This is a genomic window from Anatilimnocola floriformis (assembly GCF_024256385.1).
Taxonomy (GTDB): Bacteria; Planctomycetota; Planctomycetia; order Pirellulales; family Pirellulaceae; genus Anatilimnocola; species Anatilimnocola floriformis.
This window is the reverse complement of the sequence record NZ_JAMLFW010000002.1, coordinates 165,856-180,231: the sequence shown is the minus strand read 5'-3', so window position 1 is coordinate 180,231 and position 14,376 is coordinate 165,856. Positions and strand designations below refer to the sequence as shown.

10 protein-coding genes and 1 pseudogene are annotated in these 14,376 nt (G+C 58.6%); 6 read left to right on the top strand and 5 right to left on the bottom strand.

Annotated features, from left to right (window positions below; all coding sequences use genetic code 11):
- Positions 1-30 precede the first annotated feature (30 nt).
- Positions 31-1,632 (bottom strand): OprO/OprP family phosphate-selective porin, encoded by a 1,602-nt coding sequence (locus M9Q49_RS25440; protein WP_254512103.1) that lies wholly within the window; start codon positions 1,630-1,632, stop codon positions 31-33.
- A gap of 717 nt (positions 1,633-2,349) precedes the next feature.
- Between M9Q49_RS25440 and M9Q49_RS25435 the strand changes: the two genes are divergently transcribed.
- Positions 2,350-4,773: a VIT domain-containing protein gene (locus M9Q49_RS25435; RefSeq protein WP_254512102.1), complete on the top strand. Its 2,424-nt coding sequence runs from the start codon at positions 2,350-2,352 to the stop codon at positions 4,771-4,773.
- 18 nt (positions 4,774-4,791) lie between these two features.
- Here M9Q49_RS25435 and M9Q49_RS25430 read toward each other — a convergent pair whose 3' ends face one another.
- Together M9Q49_RS25430 and M9Q49_RS25425 are read right to left on the bottom strand one after the other, a co-directional pair.
- Positions 4,792-5,502, bottom strand: a complete 711-nt coding sequence (locus tag M9Q49_RS25430) for a phytanoyl-CoA dioxygenase family protein (RefSeq protein ID WP_254512101.1) — start codon at positions 5,500-5,502, stop codon at positions 4,792-4,794.
- A 2-nt stretch (positions 5,503-5,504) separates the two neighbouring features.
- Positions 5,505-7,052: an ABC transporter permease/substrate-binding protein gene (locus M9Q49_RS25425; protein ID WP_254512100.1), complete on the bottom strand. Its 1,548-nt coding sequence runs from the start codon at positions 7,050-7,052 to the stop codon at positions 5,505-5,507.
- A gap of 126 nt (positions 7,053-7,178) precedes the next feature.
- Between M9Q49_RS25425 and M9Q49_RS25420 the strand changes: the two genes are divergently transcribed.
- From M9Q49_RS25420 to M9Q49_RS25400, 5 genes and pseudogenes are all read left to right on the top strand, one after another.
- A complete protein-coding gene (locus tag M9Q49_RS25420; protein WP_254512099.1) occupies positions 7,179-8,516 on the top strand; it encodes a Gfo/Idh/MocA family protein in 1,338 nt (445 codons plus the stop codon).
- Positions 8,517-8,519: 3 nt separating this feature from the next.
- Positions 8,520-9,935, top strand: coding sequence for a D-arabinono-1,4-lactone oxidase (locus tag M9Q49_RS35820; RefSeq protein WP_254512098.1), 1,416 nt, complete (start codon positions 8,520-8,522; stop codon positions 9,933-9,935).
- A 302-nt stretch (positions 9,936-10,237) separates the two neighbouring features.
- On the top strand, positions 10,238-10,675 hold the full coding sequence (locus tag M9Q49_RS25410; RefSeq protein WP_254512097.1) for a YkgJ family cysteine cluster protein: 438 nt from the start codon (positions 10,238-10,240) through the stop codon (positions 10,673-10,675).
- Between the two features lie 228 nt (positions 10,676-10,903).
- Positions 10,904-12,231: pseudogene (hisS, locus tag M9Q49_RS25405) on the top strand (histidine--tRNA ligase); the annotation flags it as partial.
- A 92-nt stretch (positions 12,232-12,323) separates the two neighbouring features.
- Complete coding sequence (locus M9Q49_RS25400) at positions 12,324-12,887, top strand: hypothetical protein (protein WP_254512096.1); 564 nt, start codon at positions 12,324-12,326, stop codon at positions 12,885-12,887.
- Between the two features lie 93 nt (positions 12,888-12,980).
- Here M9Q49_RS25400 and clpP read toward each other — a convergent pair whose 3' ends face one another.
- The gene (clpP, locus tag M9Q49_RS25395) at positions 12,981-13,589 is read right to left on the bottom strand and encodes an ATP-dependent Clp endopeptidase proteolytic subunit ClpP (RefSeq protein WP_254512095.1); all 609 of its coding nucleotides are present in this window, start codon (positions 13,587-13,589) and stop codon (positions 12,981-12,983) included.
- Between the two features lie 128 nt (positions 13,590-13,717).
- Complete coding sequence (locus tag M9Q49_RS25390) at positions 13,718-14,347, bottom strand: ClpP family protease (RefSeq protein WP_254512094.1); 630 nt, start codon at positions 14,345-14,347, stop codon at positions 13,718-13,720.
- Positions 14,348-14,376: the final 29 nt, after the last annotated feature.

Here is a 14,376-nt window from a genome sequence, read left to right as displayed (position 1 = left end):
TGCGGGTTCGCCTTTCGAAGCACGCATGAATTACCAGTTGAAGTCAAAACGCATGGCGATGATGTCGGCGTTCGCCGTGCCGAAGACGGCGTCGGCCGTCGTGAAGGGATGAATCCAGTCGAACATGACGCGGGTGCGGTCGGTCAGATACCAGTTAAAGCCGAACGTGAAGTCGTTGTATTCGCCGCGATCGAGCGGCGTGAGATCGAGATAGGACCAGCGGGCTTTGAGCTCGAGAGCACCCGAGCCGTAGCAACCGGGCACCGCAAAGAAGTTGGTGATGGGTTGGTTGCGGCCGAACTGCGGGCCGTGTTGGCCGAAGCGTTCGAAGATGCGGTTTTCGCCGGTGACGAAGTAGCTCATGTGCGTGTAAGCACCGCCGATCGTCACAGGGCCGCCGACGTTGCGGTTGATATTGCAAACATATGCTTCGCCTTGCACCGTCACCGGTCCCCACACTACGGCTCCTTCGACGTTGCCGATGTCGTAGGTGTCGGCGCCGATGTTGCCGCTGTCGATCAGAAACGGGCCACGCTGGATTTGCGGCCGAGCGCGGAAGCGAGCGATATCGTCGTAGTCGTCGGTGTGCAAACCGCCGATGCCGGTGTGGACCAAGTAACGACCGTTCGACGGCTCGTCGTAGTACGGCAGCCAGGTGAGACGGCCACTCAGGCGATAGCCTTGGTTGTCGTCGAGGCGACTCTTGACGGTATCGCTGATGTCGTCAAAGAACATGCCCCAGGTCCAGGTCACGTTCTGGGCTTCGTTGCAGTTGTAGAACGCAAAACCAACTTCGCGGTCGGCAGTAAAAATGCCTTGCGTCGGAATCGAACGCTCGTTGAACATGTTGTTCGTATCGTTCGTCACCTGCTCGAGACCAAACGGCACGAAGAAGTTACCGATGCGCGCCCGGCCCAGCCAGGGAATGTCGTTCATCGAGAAGTAAGCGTCTTTGACGTCGGGCGAAGCCAACGGATTGGTATCGGAACCCGATCCTGGCTCGAGCGACATCTGCAAGCGAAAATCGAACTGGCCATAGCCGCTGCCGTCGGCGACAAGGCGGAGACGGCGATAGCTGAAGTAGTTGTCGTCGCCAACGATTTGCGGACTGGCATCGGCCCAGTTGATGTAGTCGAGCTGCACGTGGCCGCCGAGCTTGACGGTCCACTTGTCGGTCGACATGTCTTTCCAGCCGGCGTCCTTCTTTTCTTCTTTCTTTGGATTGGGCGTGCCCGATTGCAGCAAGTTGGCTTGCTCGACGTGCGAAGCGTCGGGATTTTCGGCTGACGGTTGATTGCTTTGCATCTGCGACCGCAAGCGCTCGATCTCGTTGTCTTGCTGTTGCAGCCGTTGAAAAATGGCTTCGATTTCGGTTTGCTGCGGCTGCTGTTGTTGCGGATAGGCAGCTGGTTGCGCTGCATAGCCGGGTTGTTGCGGCGCATAACTCGGTGGCGGCGCGTAGCCTGGCGGACCGTAGGTCGGGTGCGGACCATAGGCTCCCGGCGGCGCATACAGGCCCGGCGATGGGCCGTACTGTCCTTGCGCTAGACTCACTCCAGGCGCGAGCGCGCAGGTGAGTAGTGTTGTGAAGAGGACCAGAAAACTGGCCCGGCAACGAACGATCCGTGTCATCGATCCGCTCCGTGATGATCGCGGTCGGTTGCCTCGGGTGTTTCCCGTCGGCGACGCGAAATTGATTCCGTCTGGTTTCTCTGGGGCTGCGGGTAGGCAGGCCGGTCTGAGCCGACGGCCGCAGACTTTGGCTAGCGAGAACGATCGCTACCACCTGCAAGGTTCATCGACGTGGCAGAATCGTCATAATTAGAAAATCTTGCCAGGCATTGAGGCGGCGAGGCGTGAGAGGCTTGTCTTTCGTAGGTCGGACCATTGGTCCGTCCATGAGGCGGGTACAGCGCCAGGTTTTCTACCTTCGCAGCTCTTGGACGAACCAATGGTTCGTCCTACTTCGGAGTTGTTGTCCCTCGCTGTTGTGATCTGTTGTTGGAATTGACGACAGTATTTTTCACAAGCCGTTTTATTTCAGATGGTTGCGACGAATTGAGGGCAAAAAGCGAACTGTTGTTGTATTTCGGAGTAAATTTAGCACAAGGTCTTTTGATGTAAGGTCTTGCGCCATTTTAAAATTCGCCACCACTGTTGTAAAAGCAGCGAGCCGCCGAGGCGTTGCCAACCTGCCCAAATTCACACCGTAACAAGCGGGTCACAACGGCTTGTTCCTGCCGCCGAATGCGTGAAACTGACTGGCAGGGTCATTCGTCATACCTACAGGGAAACCTCGCCGAAGCGGATCGTCTTGGGCGGGTGGGGTTTGCGGATAGGGAGCAGGATATGAAACGGGTGCTGCAGGTTGCGTCTTGGTTGTGCTCTTTCGCGGTGATCGTGGCCTATGCGGCGTCGGTTCAGCCGGCTGCGTTCGCCCAGGGGGTGTTGGTCATTATTGACCATCCCCAGCCAGTGCCGCTGCCGCGACCTTGGCCTCATCCGCCGATCTCGCGCCCCGCGCCGACTCCGCCCGTTTCGTACAAGGTGAAGTCGCTGGCCTACAACGCCAAGATCACTGACCAGATCGCCCAGGTGCAGGTCGAGCAGACCTTTGTGAACACCGGCAGCCAACAGGCTCAGGTGCAGTTCGTCTTCCCGATTCCCTACGAAGGGGCCATCGACCGCATGACCTTCATGGTCGACGGCAAGGAATTTGAAGCCAAGCTGCTCGAAGCGAAAAAGGCCCGCGAGATTTACGAGGGCTATGTCCGCCGCAATCAAGATCCCGCCCTGCTCGAATGGGTCGGCACCGGCATGTTTCAGACGAGCGTCTTTCCTGTGCCCGCCGGCGCCGAACGAAAGGTGTCGCTGAAGTTCAGCCAGCTATTGCGCAAAGATCATCAGCTGACCGACTTCCTCATTCCGCTCGCCACTGCCAAGTACACCAGCCAGGCCATTGAGAAGGTCTCGGTCAATGTTGCGATCGAATCGAATGTCGAAATCAAGAGCGTCTTCAGCCCGACGTATCCGATCGAAGTGAAGCGTCCCGACAGTACTCACGCCGTGGTGAAGTACGAAGCCACCAACACAATTCCCGCCACCGACTTCCGCCTCTTCTTCAACACGATCGACGGCAAACTCGGCGCGAGCCTGATCAGCTATCGTCCCGAAGGTGACGAGGGCTTTTTCCTGATGCTGGCCAGCCCCGAGATCAAGACCGAGAACACCGAACGCCCTGCGAAAACGGTGATCGTGGTCGCTGATCGATCCGGAAGCATGAGCGGCAAAAAGATCGAACAAGCCAAGGAAGCCATCAAGTTTGTGCTGAACAACTTGAACAAGGGAGACACCTTCAACATCATCGCCTACGACAGCGCGGTGGAATCGTTCAAGCCAGAGCTGCAGAAGTTTGACGACGAGACCAAGAAACAAGCCTTCGGTTATGTCGAAGGTTTGTACGCTGGCGGCAGCACGAATATCGACGGCGCGATGACCACCGCGCTCGGGATGATCAAGGACGACAAGCGGCCGAACTACATTCTGTTCCTCACCGATGGTCTGCCGACCGCGGGCGAGACGAACGAAGGGAAGATCGCCGCGAATGCCAAGGCGAATAACAACATTCGCGCCCGGATCATCAACTTCGGCGTGGGCTACGACGTGAACAGCCGGCTGCTCGATCGCCTGGGCCGCGAGAACTTCGGCCAAAGCGAATACGTGCGGCCCGATGAGAACATCGAAACCAGCGTCGGCCGACTGTATGCCAAGATGAGCTCGCCGATCATGAACAACGTGGTCGTGAAAGTGGAAGTCGATGCAGCCACGACCGAATCGGGACCGTCGGTCAATCGCGTTTATCCCAAGGAAGTGTACGACCTCTTCGCTGGCGAACAGCTGGTGATGGTCGGCCGTTATAAGAAGCCCGGCAATGCCAAGGTGAGCATCACCGGCAAGGTCGGCAGCGACGAAAAGAAGTACGACTTCCCTGCCACGCTCGTCGAAAAGAGCGGCGATCAAACGTATGCGTTCGTCGAAAAGCTCTGGGCCCTGCGGCGCGTCGGCGAGATCATCGACGAGATCGATCTCAAAGGAAAGAACGACGAGCTGGTGAAAGAACTCGTCGGTCTGGCCACAAAGCACGGCATCCTCACGCCGTATACATCTTTCCTCGCCGATGATCTGGCTCGGCCTGGTCAGCTCGCCGATACGCGAACTCACTTTGAACAAGCGGGCCGCGCTGTCGATCGCCTGCGTGAAGCCGAAGGCAAGGCAGGTGTCTCGCAACGGGCCGAAAAGAAGCAGTTGCAAACGGCAGATCTCGCCGCCAACAGCGTGCGTGAGTATCGCGGAGCACAGGCCGAATCGGCCCCGCTGCCGCCGAGCGCACAACCAGCCGGTGGACCTGCGGCAGTTGGTGCGGCTCCCCGTTCATCTGCCGGCGGATACGGCTTGGCTGGTGGCGGTGCTCCCACGCCGGGCGTGAACAAGTATCGCGACATCGACAGCGATCGAGAAATCGCCGCCGATGCGGTGCAAAACATCGGCAGCCAAACGGTGTATCGCCGCGGCAAGTTGTGGATCGCCGCGAATGCTCAAACGATCGATCCGGAAAAGGATCAAGCCAAGATCAAGAAGGTCAAACGCTTCAGCGATGACTACTTCACGCTGGTGAAGGCCAACACGGCTGATGAAAACGCGGTGCTCGCCAATCAGCGCGAAGGGGAAGAGCTCCTCATCACGCTGCGAGGGCAGGCGTATCAGATTGAGTAAGTTTACTGGCGAGAGTAACTAGCGAATGAAACGCTGCCAGGCATAACCGTCGGGCAGCGTTTCGCTTTTGGCAAACTCCAAGTGCAAGATGCGCCGATGCAGTTTCGTCTCCGGCGCCGAATCGCCGCTGGAGTGACTCAGCAGCGGCCGCATCGCGAGAGCATCGCCGGCCCGGGCGAGTATCGTTACCGGTTCGCGGCCGCTATCGATTTCGGCGGCAGAATGATGTGAACCTGGAATGACTCGCAGCGGGCCATTCTCAAGCGTCACATCATCCAGGTGCAGACGAATGGTCAGCATCTCTCGCAATAACTCCATCGGCGCGATGACATGTGGCACGCCCGCTTTGTTGGTGGGACTTTTGAAGTGCTGACTCGGCAACTGGTTGTCTTTAACCGCAATCGTCAGATCCTTGTGCCACGGCAACCACCAACTTCGGCCTGGCGGTTTGTCGAAGAAAAGCCCGCGCACGAGACCGAATTCTGTGCCGAGCACGCTGGTCAACAACGGCCCGAGCGATGTTTCGCGCCAGAGTGATGCGACATTGTCGATCACCTCCAGCGGATTGCGAGCCGCATAGACCGCACCGCGACTAGCGAGCGGCGCACCTTGCTCCTGATCGGTTTGCAACGCCGCGGTCAGCTGGTTTGCCAGCGCAGCGGCTCGTTCCGCGGAGATCACTTGCTCGATCAGCGCAAAGCCTTGAGCTTCGATCTGCTCCACAGACATCGCTAGGCTCCTGCCTTGATCCGCAGACCGGCCGGCACGAAGAAACGTTCGAGGTAACCGAAGAAGCCGTCGATTACCACTGCGAGCAACGCGGCAGGAATGGCGCCTTGCAGCAGGAGCGCGGTGTCGTTGAGCCGCAAGCCGGTCATGATCGGTTGGCCATAACCACCGGCGCCGATCAAACCGCCGATCGTCGCCGCGCCGACATTGATGACGGCGGCCGTTTTGATGCCGCTGAGAATCGACCGCGAAGCCAGCGGCAGTTCGACTAATCGTAAGCGCGCGTAATCGTCCAAGCCGAGCACGGTCGCCGATTCACGCAGATTGCCGCTGATGTCCTTCAGCCCTTGATACGTGTTGCGCACAATCGGCAGCAAACTGTACAGAAACAGAGCCGTAATTGCGGGCAAAGCTCCGAGGCCAAGCAGCGGCACCATGAACACGAGCACGGCGAGCGAGGGAATGGTCTGTACGATGCCCACCACGCCAAGAATGATGCTGCCGATCCGCGGCCGACGGAAGGCGATGATGCCCAGCGGCACGGCAATCAAAATCGCCGCAGCCAGCGAAACAGACACCAGCAGCAAGTGCTGCAGGGTGTTGCGGACGAGACTCGCTCCGGTCTTCTGCCAGTAGTTGTCGACCGGCACGGGAACGGTCATGCCCAGTTGAGCATTAATAAACTCCGCGGCGACGACCGATTCACTTGCGCGGTCGATTTGCACGCGGGCGTTCATGGCAGTCATTGCGGGATTGTCGATCTTGCCGGTCAACTTGCTAATTTCGGCGAGAGCTTGAGGGGCTTTCTTTTCCAGATCGATGCGATACAGCGGCACGCAGTAGTAGACGGGGAAGTAGCCGAGATCATCTTCCAGCACCCGCAGTTTGTAGTACTGCACTTCGGCATCGGTCGAATAAACATCGGTCACATCAAGTCGGCCGCTCTGCAAACCTCGGTAGGCCAGGTTGTGATCCATCCCGCGGACGACAAAGGGCAAACCGTAGCGCGCCTGCAAACCGGGCCAGCCGTCGTTGCGATGAATGAATTCATCGCTCACGCCGAATTTGAGCCTGGCCGCGGCGGGATACTCTGCCGCTCGGCGACGGAGATCAGAAATGGTCTGAATCTCGAGTTCGGCAGCTCGTTGCTCGCGCATGCCCAGTGCATATGAATTGTTAAAGCCGAGCGGCTCTCCCATGCGCACGCCCTTCTTCTCGAGAGCAGCGCGCAGTTGTTCGTCATCCTTGATCTCTTCGCCTGAGAAAATTTCCTTGGCCAGGGTGCCGGTGTAATCGAAATAGAAATCGAGCTCCCCCTTGAGGAGCGCGTTGTAGACGATGCGTGTGCCGCCAAGTTCTGCCCGATGAGTGGCCTCAGCGCCGGCATGTCGCGCCAGGTACGCAACCATCTCACCAAGAATGATCGGCTCGTTATAAGACTTGCTGCCGATGACAATCCGCTCGGTCGCGATTCCTTCTGTAGCGCAAAAGCAAACAGCCAGCGACGCCGCCAGAAATACAAATAGGCTCGAACGGGTGGGGCATTTCATGACGACAAAGATAGCTTCCCTCGGACATAAATCCGATATGGCGACTATCGAAATCGCTCGTTCCACCATCTACACTTTGGGCTGCGTTCCTGCTCCTGCTCCCTCCTTTCCACTCTGGATTCGCTCATGCAAAGTAAGTCGTCACGTCGTCGGTTCCTGCAGCAGTCGTCCGCGCTCGCCGCGGTGGCTGCCGTTCCTTATTTCATGTCGTCGCCCAAGGCTTTTGCCAATCAAGCCAAGAACGACCGCCCCACCATCGGCTGCATCGGCACCGGCAGCATGGGAACTGGCGATGCCCACGGCCACTCTGGTTTCGGCGATATCATCGCAGTGTGCGATGTCGATTCGAAGCATGCCGAACGGGCCAAGAATGACGACAAGATCGGCAAGGGCAAAGCCGACGTGTATGAAGATTATCGCAAGGTGCTCGAGCGGAAAGACATCGACGTGGTGAGCGTCGTCACGCCCGATCACTGGCACGTGAAGATCGCCATCGAAGCGCTGCAGGCCGGCAAACACGTCTTCTGCCAAAAGCCGCTCACGCTGACGATCGAAGAGAACCAGCTGATCCGCAATGCGTGCAAGAAGTACGACAAGCAGATCTTTACCGTCGGCACGCAGCAGCGCGATGCCAAGGGGTTGTTCCTCCGCGCGGTAAACATGGTGCAGAAGGGCTTGCTCGGCGATATCAAGACGATCACCGTCGGCATCAACGGCAGCCCGACCGGCGGACCGTTCCCGGTGGCCGAAGTGCCGAAAAATCTCAACTGGGACATGTGGCTCGGCCAGGCTCCGAAGGTCGATTACCGCGAGAAGCGCTGCCACTATGAATTTCGCTGGTGGTACGAATACTCCGGCGGCAAGTTCACCGACTGGGGTGCTCACCACGTCGATATCGCCACCTGGGCGATCAATGAAAACGGCGAAGGCCAAGGCCCGATCGAGGTCGATGGTACGAACGCAAAGCATCCCTGCCCGTATGAAAAGGGCTATGCGACGGTTGATGATCGCTACAACACCGCGCACGAATTCACCACCAAGTGCAAGTTCGCCAGCGGCACCGAGATGATCATCACCAGCGAAGGGGACAACGGCGTGCTGTTCGAAGGAACGAAGGGCCGGATCTTCGTGAACCGCGGCAAAATCACCGGCAAGCCGATCGAAGAGAACTGGGACAAGGACACGTACGCTGACGCCGATGTCCAGAAGCTCTTCAAAGGCAAGCCGCACGAAGGGCACAAGGCGAACTTCTTCCGCTGCATCCGCGAAGGGGGCTTGCCAGTGTCGGACGTCTTCAGCCACGTGCAGATGATGAACACCTGCCACCTCGCGGCGATTTCGTCGCGCTTGGGTCGTGCGATCAAGTGGAACCCGAAGGCCGAGCAGATCACCGGCGACGATGAAGCCGCGGCCTTCCTGGCTCGCAAGCAGCGGGCTGGGTTCGAGATCGCCAAGGTGTCGTAATCCGTGGCTGATCCTGCCACGGTTTCCAACTTCGGCGGCAACATAACCTTTACTCCGCGGCAGCATTATTCGCCGCGGAGTGAAGCCGAAGTGCTGGAGATTTTGAAGAAGCATCGCGGCCAGCGGATTCACGCTTCCGGCAGTTTGCACGCCTGGAGCGCCGCAGCCCAGAGCGATGACATCTACCTCACGCTCGAACATCTGAACTCGGTCGAAGTCTCGCGCGACTCCGGCGAACCCATCGCTACCCTCGGCGCTGGTTGCCAGATCAAAAGAGCTCTGGCGGAACTCGATAAGCAGGGCCTGACCCTTCCCGCCGTCGGCCTGATCAGCGAACAAACGATCGCAGGATCGACCGCCACCGGCACACATGGATCGGGCCGGCATTGCTTGTCGCACTATCTCGAAACAGTTCGCATCGCGCACTATGGCGCCGATGGCGAACCGACGATCACCGAAGTCAGCGGCGATGTCGAACTCGCAGCGGCGCGTTGTTCGCTCGGTTGCCTCGGAATCATCGTCGCCTTGACCATTCGGCCTCGGCCGCAGTATTTCATCGAAGAATATCTGGCGGTCTACAAAAACTTGTCGGACGTACTTGCCCGCGAGTTCGATTGGCAGCTCACGCAGTTTTATTATCTCCCTTGGCGGAACGATTTCCTCGCGCAGCATCGGCGCGAAACGACCAACCGCCGATCATGGCTCGCGCCGCTGTATCGCTGGCATTGGTTTCTGACCATTGACATCGGCCTGCACTTGATCATTCGCTTCTTGGTGCAACGGCTGCGCAGTCCGTGGGGCGTGAAGACTTTTTTCAAGTACTTCGCGCTATCGCTGGTTCCTCGCCGTTGGCATGTCGTCGATAAGTCGCAGGACCATCTCATCATGGAGCATGAGTTGTTCCGGCATATCGAGATGGAGATCTTCGTCCGCGGCAGCGAGCTCGCCGTGGCCCTCGATTTTCTCCGCTGCGCCTTCGTCGAATTTGACGGCCAGCGCGGATTCGACGACGACACCCGCGCTGTGCTCGGGCAGTTTCAATTACTTGAAAAGTTGAACGCGCCGCGCGAACGCTACACGCACCACTATCCCGTCTGCGTCCGCCGGGTCGAACCCGACGAGACGCTGATCTCGCCCAGCAGCGGCGGCGACGAGGATTTTTACGCGATCAGCCTCATCAGCTATGCCCTGCCGGCGGAACGGGCGGGTTTTGTTGGTTTCTGCGATTTTGTCGCGCCAGCCATGACCGCGCTATTTCATGGCCGTTGCCATTGGGGGAAATACTGCCCGTCGACCCCTCAGGAAATCGAGCGTCTCTACCCAAAATTGCCGGAGTTTGTCGCAGTTTGTGAAAAGTTCGATCCCGAGCGGCGGTTTGCGAACGACTGGCAGCAGGAAGTGATTTTTCCGGCAAAATGAATCCCCGATCATGCCTTGCCTGATCAGGCTTGGATTCGTTACACTTCTGAGTTCGCAATCAGTGCGCAATTTTGAGTTCCTTTGACGGGTGACTGTTTCCATGGGTGTTAAGAAGACAGGTCGTGGTCGGCGGAAGTTGGGGCGGAAGAAGCGACGGATGCGTGCCCGCATTCGGCACCGCAAGTAATCGACTCGGCTGATTGATCAGGTTTTGCCGCGCCGCTGGCGTGCTCGAAAGCCGCTGCGCAGCCGCTGATAGGAATTCAGCAGCCCGCTAGTAGAAATACAGTAGGATCCGACGCATGATCGACCTGGCCATACCTCGTCCCCGGCGGGCGCAGCTCGATCTGGCCACGCTCTGCGACAAATGCACGGCTAAGTGCTGCAAGTACTTCGCCCTGCCGATCGATACGCCGACGGAACCGAAGGATTTCGACTACATCCGTTGGTACCTGCTGCACGACCGGGCGAGCGTCTTTATCGACGACGATACCTGGTATCTGCTGGTCCACACGCGCTGCCGGCATCTGCAGGAAGACAATCGCTGCGGCATTTATTTCACGCGGCCGCAGATCTGCCGCGACTATCACACCGACGCCTGCGAATTCGAAGACGACTGGACCTACGACCATTACTTCGAAACACCGGAGCAGGTCGAGGATTACGTCGAAGCCCGCTTCGGCCGCGGCAAGGGAAAAAGCATCCGCAGCCCGCAGCCAGAAGGCTTGCCGATGCTGTAGGTGAACCTCTCACCTGGCAGCTGGGTCTTCCCAAAGGTAGCCCGAGCCGTTAGGCGAAGGTTTGGGCGTGTGGACGTGGCCCCGGCAACGTGCGGCAGCACAAAATCGCCGCCCCTCAAGATCATCTGCGCTTCCGTTGTGCTACCGCACGAGGGAGAATCTTTAGTCAACTCGCCCCACCCCATCGGCTCACGCCTCGGGCTACCTTATCCCATGTCGAAACAAGATTTGATTACGCCGCGTACTCTCGCCGGTTTTCGCGATTACTTGCCGGCCGCGATGATCCCGCGCGAACGACTCATCGCCACGGCGCAACGCGTCTATCGCTCGTTCGGCTTCAGCCCAATCGATACGCCGGCGCTGGAGTACCTCGAAGTCCTCACCGGCAAAGGTGGCGAAGAGTCCGATCGCCAACTCTATCAATTCGAAGACAACGGCGGCCGCCGTGTCGGCATGCGGTTCGATCTCACGGTGCCGCTCGCTCGCTTCTCGGCTCAGCATGTGAATGAGATCGGCCTGCCGTTCAAGCGCTACCACATCGGAATGGTCTGGCGCGGTGAGCGAGCCCAGCGAGGCCGCTACCGCGAGTTCATGCAGTGCGACTTCGACACCATCGGCACGAAGAGCGTGGCCGCCGATATCGAAACCGCCGTCGTCATTCACGAACTGATGCGGGCCATCGGTTTCAATAAATTCACGATCCGCGTGAACAATCGCCAGGTCCTCAGCGGCTTGCTCGCGAAGCTCGATCTCGCCGAAAAGAGCGTGCCGATCCTTCGCGCGCTCGACAAACTCGGCAAGATCGGCCGCGAAGCCGTCGCCGCCGAAATGATGACCGCTGCCGAAGCCACCGCCGAACAAGCCGAGCAAGTCCTGAAGCTCGCCGAGCTGTCGGGCGATAACGACGCGAAGCTTTCGCAACTCAGCACGCTACTCGCTGGAAATGCTCTGGGCGAAGAAGGAATCGAACGACTCCGGCAGATCCTCCGCGGCGCAAAGGCCAGCGGCGTCGCCGAAGAGAAGCTGGAACTCGACGTGAGCATCGCTCGCGGGCTCGACTATTACACCGGAGCGATTTTCGAAACGTTTCTCGGCGATCTGCCGACCATCGGCAGCGTTTGCTCCGGCGGCCGGTATGACAACCTCGCGGGCTTGTTCACCAAGCAAGAACTCCCCGGCATTGGCGCTTCGCTCGGTCTCGACCGCTTGCTCGCCGCGATGGAAGAGCTGCAACTGCTCGAAAAAGTCAGCACGCCGGCCCCGGTTCTCGTCGCCTTCTTTGACAAGGAACGGCTGAACGACTACCTGCAGATTGCCGCACTCATTCGCCGTGGCGGGATCGGCGTCGAGCTCTTTCCCGATGCCAAGAAGCTCGGCCAGCAACTGCAATACGCCGACAAGCGCGGCTTCAAGATTGCCATCATCGCCGGCTCGCGTGAGCTCGACGCGGGCATTGTGCAGGTGAAAAACCTCGCCACGACTCAAACCGAAGAAGTGCCGCTGGAACTCACCGGGACAGACCCGGGAGCGACTCTGCTCGCCAAGCTGCGACAGTTATTGGCGGTGTGATTTGGTTGACTACGAAAGCGCTGCTGCTTTACGATAGCCCCCACTTTCTGTGTGGGGACACCTGTTGTGAGGCATTGTCGTGCTCAATCCTGCCTTGGTTCGACGTTTGGGCCTGATCGCCCTTGCTGGATTTTTGCTTTGTTTCTCTGGCTGTTTGCGGGAAGAAACAAACGGCGACATTCAGACATTTACATATCCTATGTGGCTGGCAGGGGTGCTTGTCCTGGCCGGTGGAGCGGCGACCGCGGCGGGATATGCGCTGCTCTCCTCGCATGAAAAGCCGGCGTACATGCTGCTCATCGCTGGGCCCGTTTTGGTGCTGGGAGTCGCACCCAGCTATTTCTTTTACAAGACGACCGTCGGACCCGAAGAGTTGTTCTCGCGCAACGGCTTCTTGGGCCTCGGCACGGTCCGCGCGAAGTACTCGGAGTTAGCCGAGATCAAGCTCACCTCCATACGATCGCGCCGCAGTACCAGCTTTTTTCTCGATTGCAAAACGCACGACGGCCGCGAATTGACGCTGCGGCTGAATGACGAAGGGATTCAGGGGGCGCTGCCGGCGTTTATCCACTATGCGCGGGCCAAGAACATTTTGATCGTGGATCAAAACGGCGATCCGATCAAAGCCCAAGATGCGCCGTGAGGCAGCAGATAGAGTAAGTTCGCGTTTCGTTCCCCTCACCCTGGCGTACCAGGGCGAGGGCTGTCTCAACAAGATTCTCAAGGCGCGAGATCGTTACTCGCGCGACGGCGTGCCCAGGTTCGGCATCCGTTCGATCACCTTGTCGACCAGGCGATATTCGCAGGCTTCTTCAGCCGACATAAAGCGGTCGCGGTCGGTGTCCTTCTCGATCTTTTCGAGCGGGTGACCGGTGTGCTTGATCATGATTTCGTTCATCTTCTGCTTGATGCGACGAAATTCCTTGGCGTGAATCATGATTTCTTCCGCCGTGCCCTGCATACCGGCCAGCGGTTGGTGAATCATGATGCGCGCGTTCGGCAGGGCGTATCGCTTACCGGGCGTGCCAGCCGTCAGCAGCACAGCGCCCATCGAGGCGGCCTGGCCGATGCAGTAAGTGGCGACATCGCAGGTGACGAATTGCATCGTGTCGTAAATCGCCATGCCGGCGCTGATCGAGCCGCCGGGCGAGTTCACGTAGAGATGGATGTCGGCCTTCGGATCGTCGGATTGCAGAAACAGCATTTGCGCGACGATGGCGTTGGCCATTTCGTCGTTCACTTGCGATTGCAGAAAGATAATACGATCTTTCAGCAGCCGGCTGTAAATGTCATAGACCCGCTCTTCGCGGCCACTCTTTTCGACAACATAAGGAATCATGGGCATCGGGAGCACTCCGTTGTTATTTGTATTGGTGTGAGTTTGATTTATCAGCCGCCGGGCGCTAGCCCCCGGCTTTCTCCTGCCCATCAGAGCCGGGGGCTAGCGCCCGGCGGCTGATAGGAGCAATTTAGTTAGGCCTTGTCCGACAGCGATTCTTGCTGCGGAGCGTGCTTCAGCACGTCATCGACGGCGCCGTAGGCCTTCGATTCTTCGGCCGACATAAAGAAGTCGCGGTCAGTGTCCTTGGCGATCTTCTCGATCGACTGGCCGGTGTGCTTGGCCAAGATGCCGTTGAGGACTTCGCGATAACGAATGATTTCGTTGGCTTGGATTTCGATGTCGCTGATCTGGCCACTCACACCGCCGTAGGGCTGATGCATCATCACGCGAGCGTGCGGCAGGGCGAAGCGTTTGCCCTTGGTGCCGCCGATCAGCAGCACCGCCGCACCGCTGGCGGCCATACCGACGCAGTAGGTGTTGATGGGGCAGCTGAGGATTTGCATGGTGTCGTAAATCGCGAGGGTCGCGACCACGTCGCCGCCAGGCGAGCTGATGTAGAAGTGGATGTCCTTGCGGCGGTTTTCGCTCTGCAAGTACAGCAGCTTCATCACAATTTCGTTGGCGTTGCCGGTGTGAATTTCGCCCTGCAAAAACACAATGCGGTTTTCGAGCAGCAGGTCGCCAAGGGTCAATTGGCGCTGCCGCTGATAACTTTGATGCGACTGGCTGTTTTCGATGGGGCTGGGCAAGTATCGGTTCATCAGGGGCGATCCTTCCGAGGAGACAACTT